This window comes from Nocardia sp. NPDC058058 (assembly GCF_042885355.1).
In the GTDB taxonomy this organism is placed as follows: Bacteria; Actinomycetota; Actinomycetes; order Mycobacteriales; family Mycobacteriaceae; genus Nocardia.
Genome location: NZ_JBHVSA010000005.1, coordinates 142,370 through 167,173, shown reverse-complemented (window position 1 = coordinate 167,173; position 24,804 = coordinate 142,370). Strand labels below are relative to the sequence as shown.

Annotated in this window: 24 protein-coding genes and 2 tRNA genes; 17 read left to right on the top strand and 9 right to left on the bottom strand. The window is 65.2% G+C overall.

Annotated elements, in window-relative coordinates; all coding sequences use genetic code 11:
• Nucleotides 1–39: 39 nt before the first annotated feature.
• Nucleotides 40–960, bottom strand: a complete 921-nt coding sequence (bla, locus tag ACFVUS_RS39230; RefSeq protein WP_387779007.1) for a class A beta-lactamase — start codon at nt 958–960, stop codon at nt 40–42.
• 174 nt (nt 961–1,134) lie between these two features.
• Between bla and ACFVUS_RS39225 the strand changes: the two genes are divergently transcribed.
• The gene (locus ACFVUS_RS39225; protein WP_387779004.1) at nt 1,135–1,686 is read left to right on the top strand and encodes a hypothetical protein; all 552 of its coding nucleotides are present in this window, start codon (nt 1,135–1,137) and stop codon (nt 1,684–1,686) included.
• A 22-nt stretch (nt 1,687–1,708) separates the two neighbouring features.
• Here ACFVUS_RS39225 and ACFVUS_RS39220 read toward each other — a convergent pair whose 3' ends face one another.
• Nucleotides 1,709–2,809 (bottom strand): FAD-dependent monooxygenase, encoded by a 1,101-nt coding sequence (locus ACFVUS_RS39220; RefSeq protein WP_387779001.1) that lies wholly within the window; start codon nt 2,807–2,809, stop codon nt 1,709–1,711.
• Between the two features lie 102 nt (nt 2,810–2,911).
• Between ACFVUS_RS39220 and ACFVUS_RS39215 the strand changes: the two genes are divergently transcribed.
• From ACFVUS_RS39215 to ACFVUS_RS39205, 3 genes are all read left to right on the top strand, one after another.
• Complete coding sequence (locus ACFVUS_RS39215; RefSeq protein ID WP_387778998.1) at nt 2,912–3,466, top strand: TetR/AcrR family transcriptional regulator; 555 nt, start codon at nt 2,912–2,914, stop codon at nt 3,464–3,466.
• Between the two features lie 295 nt (nt 3,467–3,761).
• Nucleotides 3,762–4,883, top strand: coding sequence for a hypothetical protein (locus ACFVUS_RS39210; RefSeq protein ID WP_387778995.1), 1,122 nt, complete (start codon nt 3,762–3,764; stop codon nt 4,881–4,883).
• 101 nt (nt 4,884–4,984) lie between these two features.
• Nucleotides 4,985–5,305 (top strand): hypothetical protein, encoded by a 321-nt coding sequence (locus ACFVUS_RS39205; protein WP_387778992.1) that lies wholly within the window; start codon nt 4,985–4,987, stop codon nt 5,303–5,305.
• A gap of 44 nt (nt 5,306–5,349) precedes the next feature.
• Here ACFVUS_RS39205 and ACFVUS_RS39200 read toward each other — a convergent pair whose 3' ends face one another.
• Nucleotides 5,350–7,140, bottom strand: coding sequence for a hypothetical protein (locus ACFVUS_RS39200; protein ID WP_387778989.1), 1,791 nt, complete (start codon nt 7,138–7,140; stop codon nt 5,350–5,352).
• A 227-nt stretch (nt 7,141–7,367) separates the two neighbouring features.
• Between ACFVUS_RS39200 and ACFVUS_RS39195 the strand changes: the two genes are divergently transcribed.
• On the top strand, nt 7,368–7,733 hold the full coding sequence (locus tag ACFVUS_RS39195) for a hemophore-related protein (protein ID WP_387778986.1): 366 nt from the start codon (nt 7,368–7,370) through the stop codon (nt 7,731–7,733).
• Nucleotides 7,734–7,962: 229 nt separating this feature from the next.
• Complete coding sequence (locus ACFVUS_RS39190; RefSeq protein ID WP_387778983.1) at nt 7,963–8,589, top strand: hypothetical protein; 627 nt, start codon at nt 7,963–7,965, stop codon at nt 8,587–8,589.
• Between the two features lie 38 nt (nt 8,590–8,627).
• On the opposite strand, the gene ACFVUS_RS39185 is transcribed toward ACFVUS_RS39190, so the two are convergent.
• On the bottom strand, nt 8,628–9,230 hold the full coding sequence (locus tag ACFVUS_RS39185) for a YdcF family protein (protein ID WP_387778980.1): 603 nt from the start codon (nt 9,228–9,230) through the stop codon (nt 8,628–8,630).
• A gap of 74 nt (nt 9,231–9,304) precedes the next feature.
• Nucleotides 9,305–10,075, bottom strand: a complete 771-nt coding sequence (locus tag ACFVUS_RS39180) for a GntR family transcriptional regulator (RefSeq protein WP_387778977.1) — start codon at nt 10,073–10,075, stop codon at nt 9,305–9,307.
• Nucleotides 10,076–10,565: 490 nt separating this feature from the next.
• Here ACFVUS_RS39180 and ACFVUS_RS39175 point away from each other — a divergent pair, with 490 nt between their 5' ends.
• Nucleotides 10,566–11,126 carry a hypothetical protein gene (locus tag ACFVUS_RS39175; RefSeq protein WP_387778974.1) on the top strand — a complete coding sequence of 187 codons (561 nt, stop codon included), beginning with the start codon at nt 10,566–10,568 and terminating at the stop codon, nt 11,124–11,126.
• A 72-nt stretch (nt 11,127–11,198) separates the two neighbouring features.
• Here ACFVUS_RS39175 and ACFVUS_RS39170 read toward each other — a convergent pair.
• A tRNA-Leu gene (locus ACFVUS_RS39170) sits at nt 11,199–11,285 on the bottom strand.
• 232 nt (nt 11,286–11,517) lie between these two features.
• Here ACFVUS_RS39170 and ACFVUS_RS39165 point away from each other — a divergent pair.
• From ACFVUS_RS39165 to ACFVUS_RS39135, 7 genes are all read left to right on the top strand, one after another.
• Nucleotides 11,518–12,141: an ANTAR domain-containing response regulator gene (locus tag ACFVUS_RS39165; RefSeq protein ID WP_364643277.1), complete on the top strand. Its 624-nt coding sequence runs from the start codon at nt 11,518–11,520 to the stop codon at nt 12,139–12,141.
• A 249-nt stretch (nt 12,142–12,390) separates the two neighbouring features.
• Nucleotides 12,391–13,599: a branched-chain amino acid ABC transporter substrate-binding protein gene (locus ACFVUS_RS39160; protein WP_387779907.1), complete on the top strand. Its 1,209-nt coding sequence runs from the start codon at nt 12,391–12,393 to the stop codon at nt 13,597–13,599.
• Nucleotides 13,600–13,688: 89 nt separating this feature from the next.
• Nucleotides 13,689–14,738, top strand: coding sequence for a branched-chain amino acid ABC transporter permease (locus ACFVUS_RS39155; RefSeq protein WP_387778971.1), 1,050 nt, complete (start codon nt 13,689–13,691; stop codon nt 14,736–14,738).
• Nucleotides 14,739–14,743: 5 nt separating this feature from the next.
• Nucleotides 14,744–15,985, top strand: coding sequence for a branched-chain amino acid ABC transporter permease (locus tag ACFVUS_RS39150; RefSeq protein ID WP_387779904.1), 1,242 nt, complete (start codon nt 14,744–14,746; stop codon nt 15,983–15,985).
• Nucleotides 15,982–16,947: an ABC transporter ATP-binding protein gene (locus ACFVUS_RS39145; RefSeq protein ID WP_387778968.1), complete on the top strand. Its 966-nt coding sequence runs from the start codon at nt 15,982–15,984 to the stop codon at nt 16,945–16,947. The genes ACFVUS_RS39150 and ACFVUS_RS39145 overlap by 4 nt, the downstream gene beginning before the upstream one ends.
• Complete coding sequence (locus ACFVUS_RS39140) at nt 16,944–17,705, top strand: ABC transporter ATP-binding protein (protein WP_387778965.1); 762 nt, start codon at nt 16,944–16,946, stop codon at nt 17,703–17,705. Before ACFVUS_RS39145 ends, ACFVUS_RS39140 begins: the two co-directional genes overlap by 4 nt.
• Before the next feature lie 36 nt (nt 17,706–17,741).
• Entirely contained in the window at nt 17,742–18,521 is a 780-nt protein-coding gene (locus tag ACFVUS_RS39135) for an SMP-30/gluconolactonase/LRE family protein (RefSeq protein ID WP_387778963.1), read from the top strand.
• A gap of 85 nt (nt 18,522–18,606) precedes the next feature.
• On the opposite strand, the gene ACFVUS_RS39130 is transcribed toward ACFVUS_RS39135, so the two are convergent.
• A tRNA-Trp gene (locus ACFVUS_RS39130) sits at nt 18,607–18,679 on the bottom strand.
• A gap of 169 nt (nt 18,680–18,848) precedes the next feature.
• On the opposite strand from ACFVUS_RS39130, the gene polA reads away from it, so the two are divergent.
• Complete coding sequence (polA, locus tag ACFVUS_RS39125; protein ID WP_387778960.1) at nt 18,849–21,587, top strand: DNA polymerase I; 2,739 nt, start codon at nt 18,849–18,851, stop codon at nt 21,585–21,587.
• 206 nt (nt 21,588–21,793) lie between these two features.
• Here polA and ACFVUS_RS39120 read toward each other — a convergent pair whose 3' ends face one another.
• Nucleotides 21,794–22,126, bottom strand: a complete 333-nt coding sequence (locus ACFVUS_RS39120; RefSeq protein ID WP_387778957.1) for a four-helix bundle copper-binding protein — start codon at nt 22,124–22,126, stop codon at nt 21,794–21,796.
• Nucleotides 22,127–22,592: 466 nt separating this feature from the next.
• Here ACFVUS_RS39120 and ACFVUS_RS39115 point away from each other — a divergent pair, with 466 nt between their 5' ends.
• Complete coding sequence (locus tag ACFVUS_RS39115; RefSeq protein ID WP_387778954.1) at nt 22,593–23,015, top strand: 2-keto-3-deoxygluconate kinase; 423 nt, start codon at nt 22,593–22,595, stop codon at nt 23,013–23,015.
• A 139-nt stretch (nt 23,016–23,154) separates the two neighbouring features.
• On the opposite strand, the gene trxA is transcribed toward ACFVUS_RS39115, so the two are convergent.
• Nucleotides 23,155–23,538: a thioredoxin gene (gene trxA, locus ACFVUS_RS39110; RefSeq protein WP_375967962.1), complete on the bottom strand. Its 384-nt coding sequence runs from the start codon at nt 23,536–23,538 to the stop codon at nt 23,155–23,157.
• A 130-nt stretch (nt 23,539–23,668) separates the two neighbouring features.
• Here trxA and ACFVUS_RS39105 point away from each other — a divergent pair, with 130 nt between their 5' ends.
• Nucleotides 23,669–24,754: an isocitrate/isopropylmalate dehydrogenase family protein gene (locus ACFVUS_RS39105; protein ID WP_387778951.1), complete on the top strand. Its 1,086-nt coding sequence runs from the start codon at nt 23,669–23,671 to the stop codon at nt 24,752–24,754.
• The last annotated feature ends 50 nt before the right edge of the window (nt 24,755–24,804 follow it).

Sequence of the window (24,804 nt, the reverse complement as noted above, 5' to 3'; positions counted from 1 at the left end):
GGGCCCGGGGATGCCATCCGCGCGTCCAGTCCGTTACCGCTATTCGTGCACGTTGAGCGTGTTCACCACCAGCCGCGTGGCATCCGCGAGCAGGGCGTTGTCGGTGGTCGTCTCGGGCTCGGTCTTGGTGGCCAGCATGGCGATCACGATCGGGCCGCCGAGTTCGGTCCAGGCGATCGCCACATCGTTGTTGCCGCCGTAGGCGGGGGTGCCGGTCTTGTCGCCGACGGTCCAGCCCGGTGGCAGCCCGGCCCGAATGCGTTCAGCGCCGGTGGTATTGGCGACCAGCCAGGCTTTGAGCTGATCGCGTTCGGGCTGTCCGAGGACATCGCCGAGTACGAGGGTCCGATAGTCGGCGGCCAGGGCGGCCGGGGTGGTGGTGTCCCGCTCATCGCCTGGAATGTTGGTGTTGAGATCGGGTTCCCAGCGGTCCAGGCGGCTCACCTGATCTCCGATGCTCCGCATGAACGCGGTGACCGCGCCCGGTCCGCCGAGTTGCTTCAGCAGCTGATTGGCGGCGGTATTGTCGCTGGCCGTGATGGCGGCATGGCAGAGCTCGGAGATCGTCATACCGCTCTCGACCCGCTGCGAGCTGATGGGGGAGGCGGCGACCACTTCGTCCTGGCCGAAATGCGCCACCGTGTCCCAGTAGCCGGTCTGTAGCGGATGCGCCTTCAGCAGTGCCCCGCACGCGATGCCCTTGAAAGTGGATGCCAGCGCGAACTTCTCGTCCTTGCGGTAGGACACCTCGTGGCCGCTGTCGGTATCGATCGCGAATACGCCCAGGCGTGCGCCGTATCTGGTTTCCAGATCGCGCATCGCGGCGGTCGCGTCGACGACTTCGGTGGCGGCGACGGTGGTTTCGCTCCCGTTGCGCTGGGAGTCATCCGTTCCGCCGCAGCCCGCGACCCCGAGCAGGGCCGCCACCCCCAACGCCGTGCCACGCCACCCGAACCGCATACGCATCCTTTCGTCGCCGCTATTCCCTTACCGACACTAATAAACCCGAGTGGCGCACCGTCATCGGGGCAAAAGCCGCATCCGGCCCATCGGTTCGCCACGCCGGTTCGCATCCGAACTGTGAGTCGTTCTAATGCCGTGCGGGACCAGCACCGGCCCGGATACTGTCCGGTGGTGAGCTCCGAAACCGTCGCCGCCCCGCGCACCTACCACCTACGCGATCTGGCCGAAATCTATGTACTGGCACAGGCGAACTGGTCCGATCCGATCGGTGGCTACATCCAGGAGAACACCGCCTACAACGCGGCCCTGCGCAAATACCGCGAACGATTACTGAGCGGCCTGGAAGACCTCTACAGCCTGACCCTGGAAATGGGACAGATGGTTGAAATCCCGCGCGGCACAGTTCTGTTCATGCACTTCAAACGTACCGTGAACTCCCTGCTCGCCCAGCGCACCCCCACCTCCGGGCAGCAGGAGGCGGGTCTGCTGCTGCGTTCGCTGGAAGCCGCGGGCGATCAGGGCCGCCAGGTGCTGGCGACCTCGGGCCGCATCGACAAGCTCATGCAGTCCTCGCGAGAAGCCCACCTGGACATGCTCGAAGCGCTGCTCGGCATTCTCGCGGGCAGCCGCGCGAGCCTGACGTTCACCTCGGCGGATCTGCAAACCCGCGGCATCGACGATGTGCCGCCGGCGGTCGAGGATTTCGCCGAGGGCAGCGCCTGAGGCAGTCGGCGGCCGCGCCGTCTCAGCCTTCCCAATCGAGCACCGGCGCGAGGGCCTTGGACTGTGCCGATGCCGGCAGCAGGCGTAGGACGGCGTTTCGGATGAATACCGCCGGGGCCGAGGCGAGTTGGCCGACCGCGCCGATCCTGCCGGAGCGGGCGGCGATCAGCTGGGTGCGGGGTCGGCGTTCGGTGTCGTAGCGGGTGAGGTCTGCGTCGGCGGCGGCGATGCGGGCCAGGACCACCGCGTCCTCCAGAGCCTGGCATGCGCCCTGGCCCATATTCGGGGTCATGGCGTGGGCTGCGTCGCCGATCAGGGCTATGCGGCCCGCCACATAGGTTGTCAGCGCGGGGAGTTCGTAGATGTCGTTGTGCAGGACGGCGGAGTCGTCGGCCGCGGCGAGCAGGCTCGGGATCGGGTCGTGCCAGGTGCCGAAGCGGCGGCGCAATTCGGCGAGGCCGCCGCTCGGGGTGCCCGCGGGCGCGTTCGCGGTGGCGAAGCAGTAGACGCGGCCGTCGGCGAGTCCGGCGTAGCCGAATCGCTCACCGCGGCCCCAGCTTTCGCCCAGATCGCCGACCGGTGTGGTGGGGGAGACCACCACTCGCCACGCGGTGTAACCGCTGTAGCGGGGTTCGACCACACCGCAGACCGCGCGGCGCGCGACGCTGTGGATGCCATCGGCTCCGACGATCACATCACCGGTGGAGGTGCCCTGCGAATGGGTGACGGTGCCGTCGGGGCGCGCCTCGGTCGCCGTGATGCCGGTGCGCAGCGCGTTGTGTGGCAGTGCCGCGCGCAGCATGTCCAGCAGGTCGGCGCGGTGGATCATGATCGGGTTGCCGTAGCGTGCCCGCATCGTCTCGGTATCGGCGCGGGACAGCCACGCGCCCTTGCTGTTCCGGATACCGGCCGAGCCCTCCTCGATGGCGCGCTCCCGCACGCGCTCGCCCAGGCCGAGCGCGTCGAGTGCGCGAATGGCGTTGGGCCACAGGGATAGTCCCGCGCCGACCTCCTTGATCGCGGCGGCCTTCTCCAGTACCTCGACCTCCCAGCCCTGTCGATCGAACGCGATGGCCGTGGCCAGTCCGCCGATTCCGCCGCCGATGATGAGCGCCTTGGGCATGTCGTTTCCCTTCGATCCGAATCGGCTCTTGCGGGCCGATCGCTGCACGCCGTGAACGCTACTACTGCTGTAGTGAAAAAACTACCGATGTAGTATCCGTGCATGCCCACCAAACGCGAGCTGATCCTCGACGGCGCGATCGAACTCCTGGGTACGCGCGGCCTGCGCGCACTCACCCATCGCGCGGTCGACGAACTCGCCGGCATGCCCCCGGGCTCCGCCTCCAACTACTTCCGCACCCGCGAGGCACTGCTCGCGGGCATCGCCGAACGTCTCGAGGAACGCGACTACGCCGATTGGGAAGCCGTCACCCGCATCGCCGCCCCCAGCACGCTGCCCCAACTGATCGACGGCTTCGCCGCCCTGCTCACCCACGCCGTCACCACCGACCGCGCCCGCACCCTCGCCCGCTACGCCCTCTTCCTCGAATCTCAAACCGCCCCCGCCCTCCAGTCGGTCCTACTCCGCGGCCACACCCGCCTGACCGAATGGATCGCCACCATGCTGCGAGCGGTGGTTCCGGACGCGCCACCCGACACAACCCCACTCCTGGTCAAATACATCGATGGCGCCGCCCTGCACCAATTGACCTATCCGGCAACAGATTTCGACCCACACCCGAGCGTGGATCGGATAGTCCGAGCCCTACTCGCCTGAGTATCTTTGCTGTGTACCGTGTGGTATGGATTTGGGTGGGGACAACGCGGACCGTGTTCGGCCGCAAGCGTCATCGGGAACGGGTGAGCGGGCCACAACGCCGCCGGACGGGTTCGAATCGGCACCGGCGGCGGATGGAATCGAACGACGGTCCGGGCCGGACGGGATGGAAAAGCCGTCGGAGCCGGGTGAATTCAGGCGACCTAAGGCGTTCCAGGGCCGGTTTCGGCGATCTGCGATAGCGTCGCGCGAGCCCGATCGGTCGACCGCGCGGAACAGGTTTCGGCGGCCGATCGTGCTGGTGCTCGGGCTCGTGGTCGCGGCACTGGTCGCGGTGGCGGTGCCGAACTGGTGGTGCGGGCGTGAAGCCGATGCCTGGTTTCGGGGCGACGCGGGACGGGTGCGCGGACTCGCCGAGGAAATGGTGGCGTTCGAAGCCGCGGACGATCAACTCCGCGCCACCGGTAAGGGCGGCGAACTCACCGATATGTGGGGTCTGCTCACCCATCAGATGACCGCGCAGGGGTTGGCGCAGATCTGCCTCGCACATCCCGAATGGCGAGATCGCTACGCCCCCATCGCGACCCGTGCCGCCGCGAAGACGTTGCTCCCGGAAATGCGTTCCACCTTCACCGCCGCCTGGCACGGTGAGGACGGCATGTCCGTGCTCGACGGCTCGAATGGTCATGCGTACCTGTCCTATCCGGCCTTGGCGCTCGGCATGGCGCGCCTGGTCGATCCGGCGTTCCCCGCCGATCTCGCGGCGAAGCAGGACGCACTGGTCGCCTCCTATGAGCGCCGCCTGCTCGCCTCACCGACCGCCCTCCTGGACACGCTCCCCGGCGAGGCGTACCCCACCGATATCGCGGCGGTCGCGGCCGCCATCGCGGTGCACGGCCGCGCGACCGGCGTCGACCACTCGGCGGTCCTGGCGCATTGGGCGCAACAGGTCCGCGCCGTCCAAATCGACCGTGCCACAGGCCTGGTCGTGCAACGCATGGGCGTCGACGCCAAATCCCACGACGCCCCACGCTCCTCCGGCACCGGCCTGGCCGCCTACTTCGCGGGCTTCGCCGACCGCTCCCTGGCGAAGGAGCTCGCCGACAGAATGTTCCGCCAGGAACGAAAACTCTTCGGCTTCAGCGCAATTCACGAATACGGCAGCGGCTACAGCGGAGCCGGCGATATAGACAGCGGCCCGGTAATCCTCGGAATCTCGGTCTCTGCCACCAGTTTCGCCCTCGCCCCCGCCCACGCCTTCGAGAATCGCGCGGTCTTCACCCGAGTCTTCCGCACCGCCGACCTCCTAGGCTTCCCCCTCCGCACCGACTCCCGCCTCCGCTTCACCACCGCCGGCGCCACCGGCAACGCCCTCCTCCTCGCCTTCCTCACCTCCGGCCCGGAGCTGGCCCAATGAGCCTCCGTCCCCCCGCCGAGCGAACTGGCCTGATGAGCCTCCGCGCCCGCGGCTGGGACACGCCCGATGAACTTCGTACCACCGGCTTGGGAGCCACTCTGATGAATTTCCGCATCCCTCCGCGTCTGCGTCCGGCGTGGCGACTTCTTCGCCTGCCCATCCTGGTGCTCGCGTACCTGGTCCTGCGCCCGATCCTGGTCGCGCTCTCGGCAACTCACGGCTTCGGTTCCCCCGCGGGTATGAGCTTGCCCTACTTGGCAATTGCCGCGCTGGAGGTAGTCCTGCGGGTAGCGCTGCTGACCGTGATTCCCGCGGTTCTGGTCTACCGGGTTATCACGTGCCTGTTGCTCGGCGAAAAGCCTTCCGGCGCAGTATCTTCGCGTGAGATCGTGCGCACCGACAGTCCATCGTCCGCCCCGTAGCCTGGCGGGATTCCGATCGCGGCGAAGCGCGAGGTAATCCTGAGCTACAGTGCTGCCGCAGCCGTCTCTGCAATCGCCCCGGCCCGCCGACCCAGTGCGCTGTAACGCGTTTCGCGTGCGATCGTGCGCAACTCCTGCACGGCCGTCGCGCCACCGATCGTGGCGATCACGTTCAATCCGGCGGTCGCGCGTGCCGATGCGGTGCGGTAGATCCACGCTTTCACGTAGGGGGCCAATCGATTGATGGTCTCGTCATCGCCGAACTGTCCCAGTGCGTGCAGCACCCAGCCGCTCTTGGCGGGATAGTGCTCGAAATGCCAGGTTTCGAACAGGGCCCAGACGAACTCCGTCAGTGACTTCCGGTCGATTGGTTCGGTGGCTTCGATCAGCCCGACGTGATTACCGGTGGTTCCGGACGCCGCCAGTATTCGGATCAGGTGTGCGACAGCGAATTCCGGAAGTGCGGTCTCGGCATCGCGCAGGGCGAGTTGTGGCAGCAGCGTGGGAACAATCCATGCCGGCACGGCCGGAACCTTCGCGGATACCGGACCGGGTGGAACGGTCTTCTTCCGCGGCTTGGCCCACGGTGGCGCGGTCAGGATCATCGGCAGGTCGGCCGCCTGCGCGTCGACCCGGTTCCCTGCCCGTCCCAGCAGTGGCAGTGCGTCGGGATCGAAATGCCCGGGTTCGCCCACCAGTTCGGGATGGATATGCGCATGCAGTCTGAGCCGATGCACGACCGCGGGTGCCCCGGTGCGGGCGGCGCTGCGGGACAGCACTCGGATTGCCCGCCGTGGATATCGAATCATGGCCTGCGCCAACGCCTTGTCGACCTCATCGTGAGAAGCGTGATCGACCAGTCCCTGAAAGGCTTCGTCGGTGGGTAGTTCGGCCAGAATGGCCGACATGGTTCGTATGAGCCGCGGGTTGGCCCCGCGGACCGCCTCGGCGAGCCTGCGCACGATTACGGGCGTGGTCCGCGGTCCGATCTGCGTCAGCATATTGAACAGGTGTTCATCGCGGGTGTAGAGATACATCGCGGTTGCCGCGAACCGGTTGTACTGGGTTGCGGTGGTGAGTGAGCTGAGCAATCGCGCTGCCGCCGGGGAGTTTCCGAGTCCAGGTAGCGCGAGATCGACCTCGACCCAATCCTGTTGTTCCGGAAGCAGATAGGAGGTCGTGAGTCTGGCCCAATCCGTCCCGGGTTCGGACCGCAGCAGTGCGAGCCGCTGCACCACTTCGCGATGGTCGGCCTCGGGCGCGGCCGCCACTATCGCGCGCAGTTGTTCCGCCACATCCCCACGTCCGCCGACGCCGCCCGCTGCCGGGTCCAGGGGTTCGAGGGCCATGGTCCGCTGGCCCGTATCGGGGTATACCTGACGAGCCGTCATCCCGGACCGATGAACAGCTGCGGCGGCCGCGAACGCCAGACCGTGTTCGCTGATCCAGCTGTCGATGAATACCGGAGTCAGATCGATCTCGGCATGCTGCCAGTGCTCGGAGGTCGATCCGCAGCAGAACCGATACTCATAGTGCGCGATCACCCAGATGGCCGCGGCCCCGATCGGAGATACCTCGCCCCCGGGATCCCGCACGTACTCGTGCGCCGCGTCGGCGAGCTCATCCAGACCCGCCGCCCGGGTCGCCTCGAGCACGTCCGCGATGAGCCCGCTGCGAATATCGAGTATCTCGAACAATGCCTCCGTCGCCCCCGGGTCGATCTCCCGCGGCGGTGGTGCGTTGATCCCGCGAAACGGTTCCGCGCCGGCCAGCCATGCGGCGGACACCCGCCACACATCCTCGACATCCACCGCGTGCTTCGAAGGCGTTGCCATATCGGTTCTTTCACTCCCCACGGCGTCCGATCATGCCCGCGCCCTCCGACAAATTCGCCGGAGTCCGCCCAAATCGCCCATATGGGACCGATTTTCGGTATCGCGCCGAAACTTCCCGAGCCGACCAAGCCACGGCCCGATCGGCTCCGATACCCCTTGTGGCCGACCCCATCCCGAGGGGTCGGTTTGTCCATGTCGATCCAGCTACTTCGAAAGGCCGGTCCTACATGAGGTTGATCAGTGCGCGGTTTGCGGTCGCGATCGCGACCACCGGTTTCGCCGCGATCGCGCTGGCGGGTCCCGCCGCCGCCGACCCGATGAGCGATATCGAGCCGCTCCTGACCTCGAGCTGCTCCTTCGCCCAGATCGACTCCGCCCTGCACAAGGTCTCCCCGGAGACCGCGGCCCAGCTCGACGCCGCCCCCGCTCAGAAGTCCGCCATCAAGAACGCCTACGACCAGCCGGTCGACCAGCGCCGCACCGCATTCCAGAACCTCATCGCCCAGCAGCAGCAAATGGGCGTGAGCGCCGACACCAACGCCGAATTCGGCAACAAGCTCTCCCAGGTCGTCGACACCTGCGGCCAGTACTGACCCAAACGGAGCGGTACGGCAGGGCCGGTTGTCACCGGCCCTGCCCTGTTCTGTCCAATACGTGCCCACCTGTCCACCGAGCTGCTCCGCATGTCACTCATTCGGGGAGCGGTCGGCGGTCGAATCCGGTGACTACTTGGGCAGCGTCATGCCGCCCACTCGGCTCACGGCGCTTCAGGTGATTTGCCAAAAGTTGTCTGTCTGAAGAAGACTCGTTCACAGGCAAACAGTGTCCGGCATCTTCAGTGGTGTCGTCACAATGATCGAAGTGTGTGGGGCGGGTATGGCTGGCAAGGATGCGAGTACCGAGACGTCGGTTGCGGGGAACGTCGGAACGGTCTTGTTACTGATCGCAATTCTGCTGGGCATTTGCGCGATCTGGGGTGGGCCTGCCTTCGGTGTTCCGGCGCTCTTGATCTTCTTTCCCGGAATCGTCCTGTTCGGTACATCACCGGAGTACAAGGCTCACGGGCAACGTTCGGCAGAGGCCAAAGCGCTTCAGACGCAGCGGGAAGCCGATCCCGGTATCAGGATTTCACGAGGCATGGTGAGTGCTCCGGGACAGGAGCCGATCTCGGCAGCTGGCGCGCGAGCTTCCGTCGAATCCTCCGGTGCGCTGGTCAAGCGTGCGACCGTGACACGAATTGCCGCCGGTGGATTGCTCTTCGGCCCGGTCGGCGCGATCGCGGCGGGCCTCGGTGCGAAGAAGACCGTCGAAGATCGCCGCCTGTTCGTACTTGTGGAGAATACGGTGGGTGAGCAGTTGATCGTGGAGGTCCACGCGAAGCATGAGGCCGAAGTGCGCCGTTGGGCTGTCCGGTTCAACACCAAGCGGGCGCGTAAGGAAGCCTCCTGACAATGCCCGTTCGGATGCGCGATATCGACAAAGTCATCTCACTCGGGCAGTAGCCGCGCGCTGAATCCAGCGGCTACCAAGCAGGCGAAGGCTTTTCGTACGGCGGTGGGTATCGGTTGCTCGATTGCCCAGCCATTGGCCGGGTAGACCCAGAGGCGCTGGGTGTCGCCAACCAGCATGTTGATCACCCGATTGGCGTCGCCGATTCGAGCGACGTACTCATCGAGGGGGAGTGGGCGCGCGGCACACGTCACTTCGACTCCGGGCCAACGCTTTCGGCATATCGCATAGCTCCGGCGCTGCTGGTAGGGGCGGGAGATCAGCAGGACGGTGCGGATTGGTCCCAGGGCCGTGTGCTCTTCGATGAGTGCACGTGTGAAATCGATGTTCTCGCCGGTGTTGGTCGCCTCGGGTTCGACGAGGATCGCGCTGTCCGGCACGCCGAGTTCGAGAGCGCGATCGCGGAAGTGGACAGCCTCGCCTCGTGGAAACGCCTCGACCGTGCCGGGTGCGTTGGCTCCGGTGAACACAATCGTCGGAAAGAGTCCACGGTGGTACAACTCCGTCGTGTAGACCGGCACATCTGGATCATGGCTTCCGAGACCGATCCCGAGATCCACCGGCTTCGGCTCGTGATGCATTTGGCTGTAGTCCCAAAGGGTTTCGACATCGCCACGGAGATCATCCGCGATGGTCGTTGTAGGCACGGCTCTCCTTACTCGGGAAGCTTGAAGTCGTAGGTCCATGCGAATCGGGAGGCGGCGTGGACACCTCTGGCGAACTCGATAAGAACGTCGTTGGCGGTATAGGTTCGCCGCTTCAGAATCATCACCGGCTCACCAGCGGGGAGTTCGAGAACCTTGGACTCTTCAGGGGTTGGCATACGCCCGCAGACGGTTTCGGATATGTGGTCGGGTTCGTAGCCCTGCAGCGTGAGTACAGCGAACCCGCCGCCGGGACCGGCCGGGCCGGGCGTCGGATCCACGAGCGGCGTGCCTTCCACGTGCTCGGGAACGTAATAGCTTGTGAGCGTGTGTGTCGGTTGACCGGAGTCGCGGACCGTCCGGGCGCGTTCGAATACGTGCGCGCCTGGTTCGAGGCCGAACGCCTCGGCGACCTCCGCGTCCGCCTCGACGAGCGCTACGGTCTGCGTCTGGTCGGTGCGATTCCACGGCCGACCGGATGCCTCGCGGTCGGCGATGAACGCAACCGTGTCTCCGTACTTCCACTTCTGCTTCGAATAACGTTCGACACCAAGGCGTTTCATCGGTGGCCGTTCGCGAACCACAGTCCCTCGGCGCCTGATCGCGGTGACCAGGCCCTCTGCTTCGAGTAGCCCAACTGCTTGGCGAACAGTCTTGATGTTGACGCCGAACTGTTCCGCCAACTCCTGCTGCTTCGGCAGGTTCGCGCCGGGGCCGTACTCGCCCCGCTGAATGGAGTCCCGTAGGCGCGCCGCCAGTTCGCGGTATCCGGTCGTGCTCATCGGGGAGCCCTCTCGTCATTGTCCTGAGGTAGCCGCTGTTAAGGGTAGCCGTAACCATGTAATCTACGCGTCCGGCCATATAAAGCCAGCTCTATTGACTCAATGGGATGATACTGGTCCAATAGAGCTGGTTCTATCTGCTGGCTGTTCTTAAATCGCAACAGGCGCAAGGGGGTTGAGTGATGGAAGGTGAGCGCACTCCTCAATCGGGTGAGCGGTGGGATGCGGCCGACTTCTCGGTCGGCGGAGCGCGGGTCCGCGTGACGAACTGGGTTTGCGACGACTGTGAGAGGGGCTACGTGTACGCGATCAATCCCGAGCGTGCCCGTGGCATCTTGAAGATCCATGCTTCATGTGAGCCGCCGTGTCCGCGCAAGCGAACCGCGGCAGCGTATCTAGGCGATGCCCATTCATCCTTGGACTGAAAGAAACTGCATCACAAGAGGTTCGGCGCATAGGCTGGCGTCAGGTTCGGCTTCCGGGGGAGCGCATGGTCAGTCAGTTGGTCACTATCGGCGCGGTGTTGCTGGGTGCGACGGCAACGTATTTCGCCACCTATCTGCTTACGCGGCAACGCAATCAGTACGAGCTTTCCACCCGGTGGGATGTGAAGAAGCTCGATGCCTACGAGAACTATGTCGATAAGGTCCGCGCGAGCGTTTCGGCGGCATTGGTGCTGTACGAGGGATATCGAAGGGAAGGGCAGCGCACCGGGGCGCTACCAGAGCAAGAGTTGCTTGCGGCACTGACGGAAGCTGTGAAGGTGAGAAGTCGAGCGTTCGAACGCGTCATGCTGCTCGGTGGTGAGGATGTCGTGGAGACCGCTCACGACCTGAACGCCACTGCCGAGGGCCTGATTTGGCGGGCGCGGGGCGAGGTCGCCGGGTCTTACGAGGACTGGTTGGTAGACTTTCGAGCTGTCTTCCAGGCGATCAATGTGTTCCATGATGCGGCGAGGAAGGACCTCGGCGTTCGGGGGAGCCTCACCGGTGGCGGACGACCGGTAAGGGACGTGTTGCTGCCTCCGCCGCCGCAGCCTGAACTCTCCTGACCCACTGTGCACATGCCCTATGGGGCGAATGAGTGGAGGGCTGTTCCGAGTGTTCGGAACAGCCCTCCATTTTGGTGCCGAGTGTGGGAATCGAACCCACACGTCCTTTCGGACAACGGTTTTTGAGACCGTCGCGTCTGCCTATTCCGCCAACTCGGCGCACCGCGTTGGAACTATAGCGGGTGGTGGGGTGGATGACCTAACCGGGGCTCGGGAGGGTGGGGGTGAGAATGACACGGTTGTGATACTGGTCGGTTTGCGCTGGGTACGTGGGTTGTGGCGGGGGACGGACGGTACTCTTTGGGTACTCGGGTACGTGCCGATCCGTCGAGGGTGGCTTCGGACCGATGTACGTCGGGTGTTGGTATATCGGAGCGACAGGGGTTCATCTATGGGAACGACAGCAGGGGGCGGTTCGAAGAAGGATGCCGCGGCATCGGCCCCCAAGCGGGTGGTGGTTGCCGAAGACGAGGCGCTCATCCGGATGGACCTGGTGGAGATGCTCTCGGAAGAGGGTTATCACGTGGTGGGTGAGGCGGGGGACGGTCAGCAGGCCGTGGAGCTCGCCGAGGAGCTGCGTCCGGATCTGGTGATCATGGATGTGAAGATGCCGCGCCGCGACGGAATAGACGCTGCCGCCGAGATCGCCTCGAAACGTCTTGCGCCGGTGGTCATTCTGACCGCGTTCAGTCAGCGCGATCTGGTCGAGCGGGCGCGCGACGCGGGCGCGATGGCCTATCTGGTGAAGCCGTTCACGAAGTCCGATCTGGTGCCCGCCATCGAATTGGCCGCCAGCCGCTTCCACGAGATCGCCGCGCTGGAAAGCGAAGTCGCGAATCTGTCGGACCGTTTGGAGACCCGCAAGCTCGTCGAGCGTGCCAAAGGTGTGCTCATGCAGACCCAGGGCCTCTCGGAACCGCAGGCATTCAAGTGGATTCAGCGCACCGCAATGGACCGTCGCACCACGATGAAGGCGGTCGCGGAGGTCGTACTGGAGAATCTCGCGCCCAAGTAGGCAGCGATTGCCCGAACATTGCCCCTCTGTTGCCGGAAATGCGCCAGCGCAATTAACCCACCGGTAACACGAGGGGCTCTTTCGTTTGTTGCGATGTCACATGAATGATCCGAATGTGATGCGGACCTAACCTGGCGGGGATATGTTCTGTCCGGGCCGATCGATGGGGCGGCCCTCCTCGGCGAGCCGGGGGAGCACAGAACATAGAGGTGAATCGTGCTTGGTTCAGTGACGAAACCGCGCAGCCGCATGGCGCGCGCGGTGGTCATCGGAGCTGCGGCAGTACTCGCGCTCAGCGCTGCCGGTTGCGGCAGCAAGTCCACTGATAATGCCGGTACCAGTGGAGACAACAACAGCAGCCTGACCATTGCGCCACTTGTCCAGATCGACAAGGACGGTAAGGAAGTAGCCAGCGCCGACAACACGGCCGCGGCCAATCCCGCCAGCGACGGCAACGACAAGTGCGCGCCGCAGACGATTGCCATGTCCGGACCGCTGACCGGCCCGAACGCCAATCTCGGCCTGAACATCGTGCGCGGTGTGAAGCTCGCGCTGGACCAGCACAACAAGGCGAATCCGAACTGCCAGGTGGCGGTCAAGGAATTCGACACCGAAGGTGACCCGCAGAAGGCCACCCAGGTCATTCCGACGATCATCAACGATTCGTCCATCGTCGCCATGATCGGCCCGACCTTCTCGGGTGAGACCAAGGCGACCGGCCAGGTCGTCAGCGATGCGGGTCTGCTGTCGCTGACCCCGTCCGCCACCAATGTCAGCCTCACCACCAACGGCTGGAAGACCTTCTTCCGCGGCCTCGGTAATGACGGCGTACAGGGTCCGGCGGTCGCCAAGTACCTCGCCGGCACCGGCAAGTACAAGAAGATCTGCGTCGTCCAGGACAACTCGGATTACGGTACGGGCCTTGCCAAGACGCTCACCGAGGGTCTCGGCTCGATCGCCGATTCCAGCTGTGCCACCCAGGTGAAGGCCGGTGACAAGGACTTCTCCGCCGCGGTCTCCAAGATGGCATCCGCCAAGCCGGATGCCATTTTCTATGCGGGCTACTACGCCGAGGCGTCCCCGTTCGTGCGCGCGCTGCGCACCGGCGGCGTGACCGCGACCTTCATCTCCGATGACGGCACCAAGGACGTCGAATTCACCAAGCAGGCGGGTGACGCGTCCAAGGGCTCGCTGCTGTCCTGCCCGTGTGGTCCCGCGCCCGATAAGTTCGCCACGGATTACAAGGCGTTCAACGGTTTCGACGCCGGCACCTACTCGACCGAGGGCTACGACCTGACCACGATCGTGCTCAAGGGCATCGCCGCCGGTAAGACCAACCGCGCCGATCTGGTCTCGTACGTCAAGACCTACCAGGGCCAGGGCCTGGCCCGTGAGTACAAGTGGGGCGATACGGGCGAGCTGTCGAACGCCCTGATCTGGATGTACGAAGTCAAGTAGTCACCGACTCTGGAGCGGCGCGTGCCGGTAATACGGCGGGTCACAAACCCGTTCGGCACGCGCCGCTTCCTCTACGGCGAGAGTATTGAATGTCTTTATCCGTCCTGGCCGATGCGGCTCTGCTAGCCAACGGGTCCATCGAATTCAACGTCTCCGGCGTGGTCGACCAATTCTGGCGGCTCACGGTGGACGGCTTGGCGTATGGCTCGATCTACGCGCTGGTCGCAGTCGGTTACACCCTGGTTTACGGTGTACTCCGGCTGATCAATTTCGCGCACTCCTCAATTTTCATGCTGGGCATGTTCGGCCAATACGTCGGGCTCATGCTGCTCGGATTCGCGCCCAGCGGAAACGTCTATCACGAAGGCGTCGTTCTCACCGTCGTATATCTGTCCGCGGCCATGCTGTTCGGCATGTTGGTGTCCGGTGGCGCGGCGGTCGGCCTGGAACGGGTCGCCTATCGCCCGCTGCGTAAACGCGGGGCGAAACCACTGATCTTCCTGATCACCGCGATCGGCATGTCCTTCGTGATCGAGCAGTCCGTGCAATACGTACTGCCCAAACTCACCCAGGGTATGTCGACTCCGCTCGGTGGCAGTACCGCGCAGCAGCCGATCACGCTGGTGCGCGATTCCACCCAGTTCACGATTTTCGGCGCGGCGGTCAGCAATGTGACTCTCGTGATCATCATTTCCGCGGTGGTGCTCGCGGCCGTCACCGAAATCCTCATCAACAGAACGAAATTCGGCCGCGGTATTCGCGCGGTCGCGCAGGATCCCGATACCGCGACGCTGATGGGCGTTTCGCGGGAGCGGATCATCACCCTGACGTTCCTGCTGGGCGGTCTGCTGGCGGGTGCGGCGGCACTGCTGTACACGTTGAAGATTCCCGGCGGCATCATCTCCTCGGGTGGATTCATCCTGGGCATCAAGGCATTCAGCGCCGCGGTGCTCGGCGGTATCGGCAATCTGCGCGGCGCGCTGCTGGGCGGTCTGCTGCTCGGCCTCGCGGAGAATTACGGCCAGATTCTGTTCGGCAATCAGTGGCGCGATGTCGTCGCGTTCGTGGTGCTGGTGGCCGTACTCATGTTCCGCCCCACCGGCATTCTCGGTGAGAGTCTGGGGAGGGCGCGGGTATGACGAATATGGCGAAAAGTCCCAGCCCCGAGCAGCGCGGAATTCAGCCGCCGGTCGCCGAGGGTCCGGTGAAACGCGGTGTGGGCGATCAATTGCGCACCTGGTGGGCCGGACTTTCCCGGCCCGCACAGTGGGGCGTAGGCGTGCCGGCGATCATTCTGCTGGCCCTGCTCCCGCTTTTCCCGCCGCCGATCATCGACACCCCGGGCACCAGTTTCTCCGGTGTCATGGCGCAGTTCGCCATGACGGCGCTGATCGCGGTCGGCCTGAATGTCGTTGTCGGCCAAGCGGGTCTGCTCGATCTCGGCTATGTCGGCTTCTACGCGGTCGGCGCGTACACGGTCGGCCTGCTCACCAGTCCGAACAGTCCGTGGAATCAAACCGATGGCTGGTTGAAACCCGGTTGGGCGTGGGTCATCTGTGTTCCGCTGGCGATCGCGGTCACCGCGGTCTCGGGTCTGATCCTGGGCACCCCGACGCTGCGCCTGCGCGGCGATTACCTCGCCATCGTGACGCTCGGTTTCGGTGAGATCGTGCGCCTGCTCGCCGAGAATCTGGGCGATATCACCAATGGCAGCCTCGGGCTCTCCCGTATCGCCTATCCGCATGTCGGCGGTACCGAAGCCAATCCCGGCGGGCATTTCTCGTCCGGCAATCTCGGCGACAAGAACAGCGGAAACCTGTTGGACCGCGCCAATTCCGGAGCCTGGTGGTTCTGGATGGGCATGGCGTTCGTGATCATCATTCTGCTCATCGTCGGCAATCTGGAGCGCAGCCGCGTCGGCCGCGCGTTCGTCGCCATTCGCGAGGACGAGGATGTCGCCGAGATGATGGGCGTGCCCACCTTCAAATTCAAACTGTGGGCGTTCATGATCGGCGCGGGCATCGGCGGTATGTCCGGTGCGCTGTACGCGGGTCAGGTGCAGTTCATCAATCCGACCGGATTCAACATCATCAATTCGATGCTGTTCCTGTGCGCGGTGGTGATCGGCGGTCAGGGCAATAAACTGGGTGTCATCGTCGGCGCGTTCCTGATCGTGTATCTGCCGAACCGTTTCATGTCGGTGAATGTCGGCGGGCAATCGCTCGGCGAGTACAAATATCTCTTCTACGGTGTCGCACTGGTGGTCGTCATGATCTTCCGCCCGCAGGGCCTGTTCCCGGTGCGGCAGAAACTGCTCGCCTACGGGCGCACGGTATATCGCGCGGTGCACCGCACCCCCGGGGAGACAACTGGAGGGGTGCGATGACCGGGCCGGGTGGCGGCGCGCTATTCGACAATGACGATATGGCCGCCGGATACACCTCCGCCGAGGCCGAACCGAGTGCGGGCACCCTCGATGTCACCGAGGTGCTGCCGGTCTACAAGGATCCCGAAGTGGTCGCGGATGTGGTTGCGCCGCACCGCGATATCGAGACCGAGGTGGGCGCGCCGCTGCTGCGCGCCGAGGGCCTGACCGTCAAATTCGGCGGCCTCACCGCATTGGACAATGTCACCTTCGACATTCGGCGCGGTGAGATCCTGGGCATGATCGGGCCCAATGGCGCGGGCAAGACGACGTGCTTCAACGCCATCACCGGCGTGTACCGGCCCACCTCGGGCACGGTGAGTTTCGACGGCCGACCGCTCACCAAATCCAAACGCAATGAGATCACCCGGCTCGGCATCGCCCGCACCTTCCAGAACATTCGCTTGTTCGCGGAGATGACGGCGTTGGAGAACGTGGTGGTGGGAACCGATGCGCGGCACCACACCTCGGTGCCGGGCGCGGTGTTCCGCACCGCCCGCCATCGCCGCGAGGAGAAGGACGCGGTCGAACGCGGAATGGCGCTGCTGGAATTCGTCGGCATCGCCCCGCGCGCGGTGGAGAAGGCGCGCAACCTCTCCTACGGTGATCAGCGCCGCCTGGAGATCGCCCGCGCGCTGGCGACCGAGCCGAAGCTGCTGTGCCTGGATGAGCCCGCCGCGGGCTTCAATCCGAGCGAGAAAGCCGCGCTCATGGACCTGATCCGCAAGATCCGCGACGACGGTTTCACCGTGCTGCTGATCGAGCACGATATGCGCCTGGTCATGGGTGTGACCGATCGCATCGTGGTGCTGGAATTCGGCCGGAAGATCGCCGACGGATTGCCGACGCAGATTCGTGAGGACCCCAAGGTGATTGCCGCCTACCTCGGCGTGCCCGATGAGGAAGTGGGTGACCTCGGATGACCGCGCCGAACCCGGCACCGCCGAATCCGTCCCAACCCGAGGCGCTGCTCCAGGTCGACGATATGGTCGTCAACTACGGCAGAATCCAAGCGCTGCACGGTATTTCGCTCACCGTCGCACAGGGTGAGCTGGTGACCCTGCTGGGCGCGAACGGTGCGGGCAAGACCACCACCATGCGCGCGCTGTCCGGTCTGCTGCCGCTCTCGGGCGGCCGAATCCTGTTCGAGGGCAAGGACATCACCCGGGTCAAGGCGCACGATCGCGTCGGTCTGGGGCTGATTCAAGCGCCCGAGGGGCGCGGGGTGTTCCCGGGTATGACGGTCCAGGAAAATCTCGATATGGGTTGCTACTCACGCCCATTCAAGAACAAGGCCGACTACAACCAGACCCTGGAATGGATCTTCACGCTGTTCCCGCGCGTCAAGGAACGGCAGAAGCAGACCGGCGGCACCCTGTCCGGCGGTGAACAGCAGATGGTCGCGATCGCCCGCTCGCTCATGGCCCGCCCCAAACTGCTGCTGCTCGATGAACCGTCGATGGGCTTGGCCCCCATGGTGATTCAGCAGATCTTCCGCATCATCGCCGATATCAACGCGCAGGGCACCACGGTGCTGCTGGTCGAGCAGAACGCCCAGCAGGCCCTGACCCGCAGCGACCGCGCGTACATCCTGGAGACCGGTGAGGTCACCAAGATGGGCACCGGCCGGGAACTGCTGCACGATCCGGCGGTGAAGTCCGCGTATCTCGGCGTGGGCTGACTACCGCACCGGCACTCGATGCGGTAGGAACGCCCTATGTTGCGGGTGATACATGAGATGGACGGTCTGCTCGAAGCGCCGCGCCCGGCGTCGGACGGCTCGATCCTGTTCGTCAATGTCGGCGCCGGGGGCGTTTTCGAATTCCGCGACGGCGCGGTCGGCACGGTGCTGCCCGCCCGTCGCGGAATCGGCGGGCTGGCACACCATGCCGACGGCGGCCTGCTGGTGACCGGACGCGATGTCATCGCGTACGACGGGAAGTCCGATCCGGTGCCGGTGTTGTCCGTCCCCGGGTCGACCGGATACAACGATGTCACCGTCGACCGCGACGGCGCGCTCCTGGTCGGCGTCCTGCGGCATCGTCCGTCGCGCGGCGAGCCCGCGACACCCAGCGAGGTGCTGCGGCTCGACGCCTCCGGCGCGATATCCGTGGTCGAGTCGGATCTGTTGTGGCCCAATGGAATCGGCCACTCACCGGACGGTCGCACCATCTATATCTCCGAGTACGCCGCCGGTCGCGTCCGGGCGGTGCGCGACGGCGGTTCCGACATCTTCGCGACCGCACCGCGCGGTGAATGCGACGGTTTGGCGGTGGACGTCGAAGGCGGCGTCTGGGTGGCCCTGGGCAGCGGCGGCGGTATAGCCCGCTTCCATCCCGACGGCACCCTCGACGAGATCATCGACGTCCCGGACGCCTTCGTCTCCTCGGTGGCGTTCGCCGATACGACGATGGTCGTCACCACGGCGGGCGCGCTGCTGTCCGGCACCGCAGGTATCGCGGGCCTGCCGATTCCCGCCGCCCGCGTCCCGCACTAGGCCATATCCCGGCGAGCGTGCCGTAACACCCTGTCCGAGAAAGCATTCGGGCCGGTCATCACGTGAATGACCGGCCCGATTCTTGCAGGGGCGACAGGACTTGAACCTGCAACCTGCGGTTTTGGAGACCGCTGCTCTGCCAATTGAGCTACGCCCCTTTGTCGTGCGCGGCAAGATTATCAGCCGGGGTGCCCGTCCCGGAAATCGATTTGTGGCAGCGCCGCTGCCTGCGGAGATTCGGCCCCGGCGGCGGCGATTCGGCGGCCGTGACGCGGCGATCGCGCCCGGTTCCCGCACGTGTCGGTGCACGTCCCTAGACTCTGTGCCGTGACCCCTGCCTCTACCGATCAACGGCCGAGCGCCGTGTCCGCACCTGCCGCGTCCACCGAGCAGCCCACGTTGCTGCTGCTGGATGGGCATTCGCTGGCGTATCGCGCCTTCTTCGCCCTGCCAGCGGAGAATTTCAAGACGGCGAGCGGGCAGACCACCAATGCGGTGTACGGGTTCACCGCCATGCTGATCAACCTGCTGCGGGACGAGAAGCCCACGCATGTGGCGGCGGCGTTCGATGTGAGCCGCAAGACCTTCCGTACCGAGGCGTATCCGGAGTACAAGGCGAATCGCTCGGCCACGCCGGACGAGTTCCGGGGGCAGGTGGAGACCACCCAGGAAGTGCTGGGAGCGCTGGGCATTCCGGTGATGGCCATCGACGGGTACGAGGCCGACGATGTGATCGCCACCCTGGTGACGCAGGCGGTGCCGCAGGGGTTCCGGGTGCTCGTCGTCACCGGCGACCGCGATTCGCTGCAATTGGTCAACGACAACGTCACCGTGCTGTACCCGAAGAAGGGCGTCTCCGAGCTGACCCGGTTCACCCCGGCGGCGGTGGAGGAGAAGTACGGGCTCACCCCGGCGCAGTATCCGGATTTCGCGGCGCTGCGCGGCGACCCGAGTGACAATCTGCCCGGCATTCCCGGCGTGGGGGAGAAGACCGCCACCAAGTGGATTCGCGAATACGGCAATCTCACCGAACTCGTGGACAAGGTCGACACGGTCAAGGGCAAGGTCGGAGATGCCTTGCGCGCCAACCTGTCCAGCGTGCTGCTCAACCGGCAGCTGACCGAGATGGTCCGTGAGGTGCCGCTGCCGTACACCCCGGATCAGCTGGCGATGCAGCCGTGGGATCGGGACAAGATCCACCGCCTGTTCGACGAGCTGGAATTCCGGGTGCTGCGCGATCGGCTGTTCGACACCCTTGCGCCCGTCGAGCCCGAGGCCGAGGCCGGCTTCGAGATCAGCGGCGCCGCACTGACTCCCGGCGCGGTCCCGGACTGGCTCGCCGAGCATGCGAAGGCCGGTGTCCGCCACGGACTTTCGGTGGTCGGCGTGGGCAGTCCGGTACACGGGGACGTGAAGGCCATCGCGCTGGCCGCCGCCGATGGCGAGGGCGCGTACCTGGACGTGCACATCCTCACCCCGGAAGACGAAGCGGCGCTGGGCGCCTGGCTCGCCGATCCGGAGACCTTCAAGGCCGTACACGAGGCCAAGTCCGCCATGCACGCGCTACGCGGCCGTGGCTGGACGCTGGGCGGGCTCAGCAGCGATACCGCGCTCGCCGCCTACCTGGTGCGCCCCGGCCAGCGCACGTTCAATCTGGACGACCTGTCACTGCGCTACCTGAGCCGCGAACTCCGCGTCGAGGACGCCGGGGAAACCCAGCTGTCCCTGCTCGACGACGAGGATCAGGCCGACGAGGAAATCGCCAAGGCCGAAATGCTGCGCGCGCGTGCGGTGTACGACCTCGCCGACGCCTTCGACACCGAACTCGAGAACATCGAATCCACCGCGCTGCTCGGCGATATGGAACTGCCGCTGCTGAGCGTGCTCGCCGATCTGGAAGCCGCCGGCATCGCCGTCGACTCCACCCAATTGGAAGAGCTGCAACGCGAATTCGCCGACCGGGTGGCCGAGGCCGCCAACAACGCGTACGGCGTGATCGGCAAGCAGATCAATCTGGGCTCGCCCAAACAGCTCCAGGTGGTGCTGTTCGACGAACTCGATATGCCCAAGACCAAGCGCACCAAGACCGGTTACACCACCGATGCCGATGCGCTGGAAGGGCTTTACGAGAAGACCCAGCACCCGTTCCTGCAACATCTGCTCGAACACCGCGACGCGACCCGCCTGAAGGTGACGGTCGACGGCCTGCTCAAATCCATCGCCGATGACGGCCGCATTCACACCACGTTCAACCAGACCGTCGCCGCCACCGGCCGCCTGTCCTCGACCGAGCCGAACCTGCAGAACATTCCGATCCGCACCGATATGGGCCGCCGCATTCGCGACACCTTCGTGGTGGGACCGGGTTTCGAATCGCTCATGACCGCGGACTACAGCCAGATCGAAATGCGCATCATGGCGCACCTTTCCAAGGACGAGGGCCTGATCGAGGCCTTCAACTCCGGCGAGGATCTGCACAACTTCGTGGCCTCCAAGGCATTCGACATCCCGATCACCGAGGTCGACGCCGAAATGCGCCGCCGCATCAAGGCCATGTCCTACGGCCTGGCGTACGGTCTGTCCGCCTACGGTCTGTCCCAGCAGTTGAAGATCAGCGCCGAAGAGGCAAAGGCGCAGATGGACGTCTACTTCGAACGCTTCGGCGCGATTCGCGAATACCTGCGCGAGGCAGTCGAATTGGCCCGCAAGACCGGCTACACCGAAACCCTCTTCGGTCGCCGCCGCTACCTGCCCGATCTGGATTCGTCCAACCGGCAGCGCCGCGAGGCGGCCGAGCGCATGGCGCTGAACGCCCCGATCCAGGGCACCGCGGCCGACATCATCAAGGTCGCGATGATCGACACCCAGCGCGCCATCCGCGATGCCGGGCTGAAATCCCGCATGCTGCTCCAGGTCCACGACGAACTCATCTTCGAGGTCGTCCCGGGCGAACGCGAACAACTCGAAGCCCTTGCCCGCGAACACATGTCGAACGCCATCGAACTCTCGGTCCCGCTCGAGGTCTCGGTCGGCGTCGGCCGCAGCTGGGACTCCGCCGCGCATTAGAGGAAGGGCGACCAGAGTCGTCGCACGCCGTGGCAGGTGAGCCTTCGTCTGCCATCCCGGCGGGCCACCTCCGTCATCCCGGCATGCTTTTGGCCGGGATCCACACCGAGCAGTACTGCGCCGATCGTGTGGATCCCGGCCAAAAACGCGCCGGGATGACGGGGCTGGTGCCGGATAACGCGGAGGCGGGAGTTTGCCCGAGCGGCTCAGTTCGCGAGCTGAGCCGCGAGAATTGTTAGCACCTCGGCGGTTTCGCGGCAGGTGCGCGCGCAGATCTTCTCGTCCAGCTGTTCACAGCTCTCGGCGGTCGCCGCGCACACCTTGGCGGTGAGTTCGCACAGCTCCAGCGCCCACGGCGAGCGCCGATCCAGAATGTCGGCGGTGAGGCGGCAGATGGCCGCGCAATCCATCAACTGCGCGATATGCGCCCGCGCGGCGTGATCGCCGCTCAAATCCAGCGACTCGCCGGTCTGCCGGACACAGGTGCGGTGACAACCGAATAGATGGTTGATGGTGCTCATGATTTTCGGATCGGTCATCGGTGCTTCTCCCGAGTGTGTTCACGAAGGGTTGGAACGCGCGTTCGGCAAGGTTTGCCCATTGTGACATCCGTGGTTGCCCACGGCCGGGAGCATGGTTGCTGTGCTCCAAGACACTGGTTGCTGTGCTTCCCGGCGCTAGCCGGTATGGCCCGCGCCACACACCCGATGACCTGCGACAAAGTTACCCGTGGGTCGAATGCGAATATGGTTGCCAATGCGTGGGTCTGCCCCTATGCTCGGTGCCGTGCCGAATACCGCCAACAGCCGCAACGCAGCGCTCGCTATCCGCGACCGCGCCGCGATTGTTCCGCTCACCGCGACGGTGGCTGTTGACCGCGTACTCGTAGTACCTCGCCGTAGCGGGGTCTGATTCCGGACCGGCCCCCTCGCTGCGGCCGTTGAAACTTTTTTGAGCTGGTCACCTCTGCCAATTTCTGGGAAGAAGTCGGGAAGACCTAGTCCAATGACAATCACACTTGATACTCACGCGTTCATCACCGCTGCCCCCGCGAGCCTGCGGGCCGAAAGTGCCGGTTTGAGCCCCGCCGAATTCCATGATCGCTACTGCCGCGATACCGGTGCGATCAAGCTCGGCGAATGGACTCATATCCAGGCCGCGGATTTCACCGCGACCTTGGAATTCGCCGATCACCTGCGCACCGTCTCGACCTCCGGTAGCCCGGTGGCGGCGCTCACCTCGGCCCTGTACGACGAGGGCTATCCGATCGAGATCCTGGCATTCCACCAGCGCCGCACCGAACACGGCATCGCCACCTTCGTGCAGTGCGAGTTCAACGGCCGTCGCGGCTGGGGTGCGGCCCTGGCCGATGACAGCGCGGAATCCACCGTCCGCGCCATGATCGCCGGAATCAACACCTTCGCCTGAGAGCGCGACGCCTGCGGTTGATGTACGGCCGCAGGCACTTTCAGGACTGACGCACGCAAAACGAATGCGCCGCAACCCTTTACGGGTGTGCGGCGCATTCGATGCGTGAATTACCGGTGGTACCGGCCGCTTTCGCGAATCAGGCCTTGGTCTCCTGCTGGGTTTCCTGCTGCTCGGCGAGCTGCTTGCGGACCTCGTCCATATCGAGCTCCTTGACCTGCCCGATGAGATCCTCCAGCGCGGCGGGCGGCAGCGCGCCGGGCTGTGCGAACACCAGCACGCCCTCGCGGAAAGCCATGATGGTCGGAATCGACCGGATATTCGCGGCGGCGGCCAGGCCCTGCTCGGCTTCGGTGTCGACCTTGCCGTGCACCACATCGGGGTGCTTGTCCGAGGAAGCCTCGAAGGTCGGGGCGAACGACCGGCACGGACCGCACCACGCAGCCCAGAAATCTACGAGAACAACATCGCTCTTGGTGACGATGTCATCGAAGTTCTGCTCGGTCAGTGTCTGGGTGGCCATGGCGTCCTCTCATGTCGAGTTTCCCGGTCCAACACCGGGCCGTGCGGTTCTCTTCCCTTTACCCACTACGGTAGCGGCCAACCGCGTGCCGCCGTCCGGCCGCCGTCGCGATTGCGCGAGGATGACTGTCATGAGCGACAGCGTGACTCGGCTCCGGCTGGGCCTGATGGAGGGCGACGGTATCGGCCCGGAGATCGTCCGGGCGACCAGGACCGTGGTCGACGATGCCTTCGAGGTGGTGGGGCTGCCCGCGGTGGAGTGGGTGTCGGTGCCTATCGGCCACGCCGCGATCGCGGAATTCGGTGATCCGATGCCCGCCGCGACGCTGACGGCCCTGGAGGGTTTGCGGGGCTGGATCATGGGTCCGCACGACAGCGCCTCGTACGCGCCCGAGCATCGCACCGGACTGCCGCCCGCGGGCGCGGTCCGCAAACATTTCGGGCTGTACGGCAATGTGCGTCCGTCGCGGACCATCGAGGGCGTGCGCGCGGTGGCGGGCGAGATGGATCTGATCATCGTGCGGGAGAACAGCGAAGGGCTGTACGCCGACCGCAATATGTTCACCGGCTCCGGGGAATTCCGTCCGACCGCCGATATGGCAATGGCCATCGGCGTGTTCACGCGTACCGCCATCGAGCGTGTCGCGCGACTTGCCTTCGATGGAGCGGGCAATCGGGGCAAGAAGGTCACCATCGTGCACAAGGCGAATGTGCTGCCGGTGACCATGGGTCTGTTCCGGGACGTGTGCTATGAGGTCGCCGAGGACTATCCCGAGATCGAGGTGAACGATGAGCACGTCGATGCCGCCGCCGCGCATCTGGTGCGCGCGCCGCAGGACTACGACGTCATCGTCACCGAAAACCTGTTCGGCGACATCCTTTCCGATCTCGCCGGGGAGTTGAGCGGATCGCTCGGGCTCGCGCCCTCGCTGAACTGTTCTGACACGCAGGCGATGGCGCAGGCCGTGCACGGCGCCGCGCCTACCCTCACCGGGCACAATCGCGCGAATCCGGTGGCGCTCATGCTCTCCGCCGCACTGCTGCTGCGCTGGATCGCGACCCGCTATTCGCACAGTGCGCTGCGACGGGTGGCCGAGCGGATTGAACATGGGGTAGCCGAGACGTTGCGGGCCGGAATCGCCACATCCGATTTGGGTGGGTTAGCATCTACCACCGAATTCACCGAGCAGGTGCGCGCACGGCTGCACCGCTGGTGAGCGCGCTTCCGTAACCGGGCGTGTATCGGCCCCGCTCCGGCGTGTCGCCG

Bases quoted from the DNA above. Each gene is read 5' to 3' on its own strand.
- ACFVUS_RS39120 (WP_387778957.1), bottom strand. From the start codon at position 22,126: ATGACCGATCCGAAAATCATGAGCACCATCAACCATCTATTCGGTTGT.
- ACFVUS_RS39150 (WP_387779904.1), top strand. From the start codon at position 14,744: ATGGCGAAAAGTCCCAGCCCCGAGCAGCGCGGAATTCAGCCGCCGGTC.
- bla (WP_387779007.1), bottom strand. From the start codon at position 960: ATGCGGTTCGGGTGGCGTGGCACGGCGTTGGGGGTGGCGGCCCTGCTC.
- trxA (WP_375967962.1), bottom strand. From the start codon at position 23,538: ATGGCCACCCAGACACTGACCGAGCAGAACTTCGATGACATCGTCACC.
- ACFVUS_RS39155 (WP_387778971.1), top strand. From the start codon at position 13,689: ATGTCTTTATCCGTCCTGGCCGATGCGGCTCTGCTAGCCAACGGGTCC.
- ACFVUS_RS39140 (WP_387778965.1), top strand. From the start codon at position 16,944: ATGACCGCGCCGAACCCGGCACCGCCGAATCCGTCCCAACCCGAGGCG.
- ACFVUS_RS39200 (WP_387778989.1), bottom strand. From the start codon at position 7,140: ATGGCAACGCCTTCGAAGCACGCGGTGGATGTCGAGGATGTGTGGCGG.
- ACFVUS_RS39185 (WP_387778980.1), bottom strand. From the start codon at position 9,230: ATGCATCACGAGCCGAAGCCGGTGGATCTCGGGATCGGTCTCGGAAGC.
- ACFVUS_RS39160 (WP_387779907.1), top strand. From the start codon at position 12,391: ATGGCGCGCGCGGTGGTCATCGGAGCTGCGGCAGTACTCGCGCTCAGC.
- ACFVUS_RS39220 (WP_387779001.1), bottom strand. From the start codon at position 2,809: ATGCCCAAGGCGCTCATCATCGGCGGCGGAATCGGCGGACTGGCCACG.
- ACFVUS_RS39135 (WP_387778963.1), top strand. From the start codon at position 17,742: ATGTTGCGGGTGATACATGAGATGGACGGTCTGCTCGAAGCGCCGCGC.
- ACFVUS_RS39105 (WP_387778951.1), top strand. From the start codon at position 23,669: ATGAGCGACAGCGTGACTCGGCTCCGGCTGGGCCTGATGGAGGGCGAC.
- ACFVUS_RS39115 (WP_387778954.1), top strand. From the start codon at position 22,593: ATGACAATCACACTTGATACTCACGCGTTCATCACCGCTGCCCCCGCG.
- ACFVUS_RS39180 (WP_387778977.1), bottom strand. From the start codon at position 10,075: ATGAGCACGACCGGATACCGCGAACTGGCGGCGCGCCTACGGGACTCC.
- ACFVUS_RS39215 (WP_387778998.1), top strand. From the start codon at position 2,912: ATGCCCACCAAACGCGAGCTGATCCTCGACGGCGCGATCGAACTCCTG.
- ACFVUS_RS39175 (WP_387778974.1), top strand. From the start codon at position 10,566: ATGGTCAGTCAGTTGGTCACTATCGGCGCGGTGTTGCTGGGTGCGACG.
- ACFVUS_RS39145 (WP_387778968.1), top strand. From the start codon at position 15,982: ATGACCGGGCCGGGTGGCGGCGCGCTATTCGACAATGACGATATGGCC.
- ACFVUS_RS39205 (WP_387778992.1), top strand. From the start codon at position 4,985: ATGAATTTCCGCATCCCTCCGCGTCTGCGTCCGGCGTGGCGACTTCTT.
- ACFVUS_RS39165 (WP_364643277.1), top strand. From the start codon at position 11,518: ATGGGAACGACAGCAGGGGGCGGTTCGAAGAAGGATGCCGCGGCATCG.
- ACFVUS_RS39195 (WP_387778986.1), top strand. From the start codon at position 7,368: ATGAGGTTGATCAGTGCGCGGTTTGCGGTCGCGATCGCGACCACCGGT.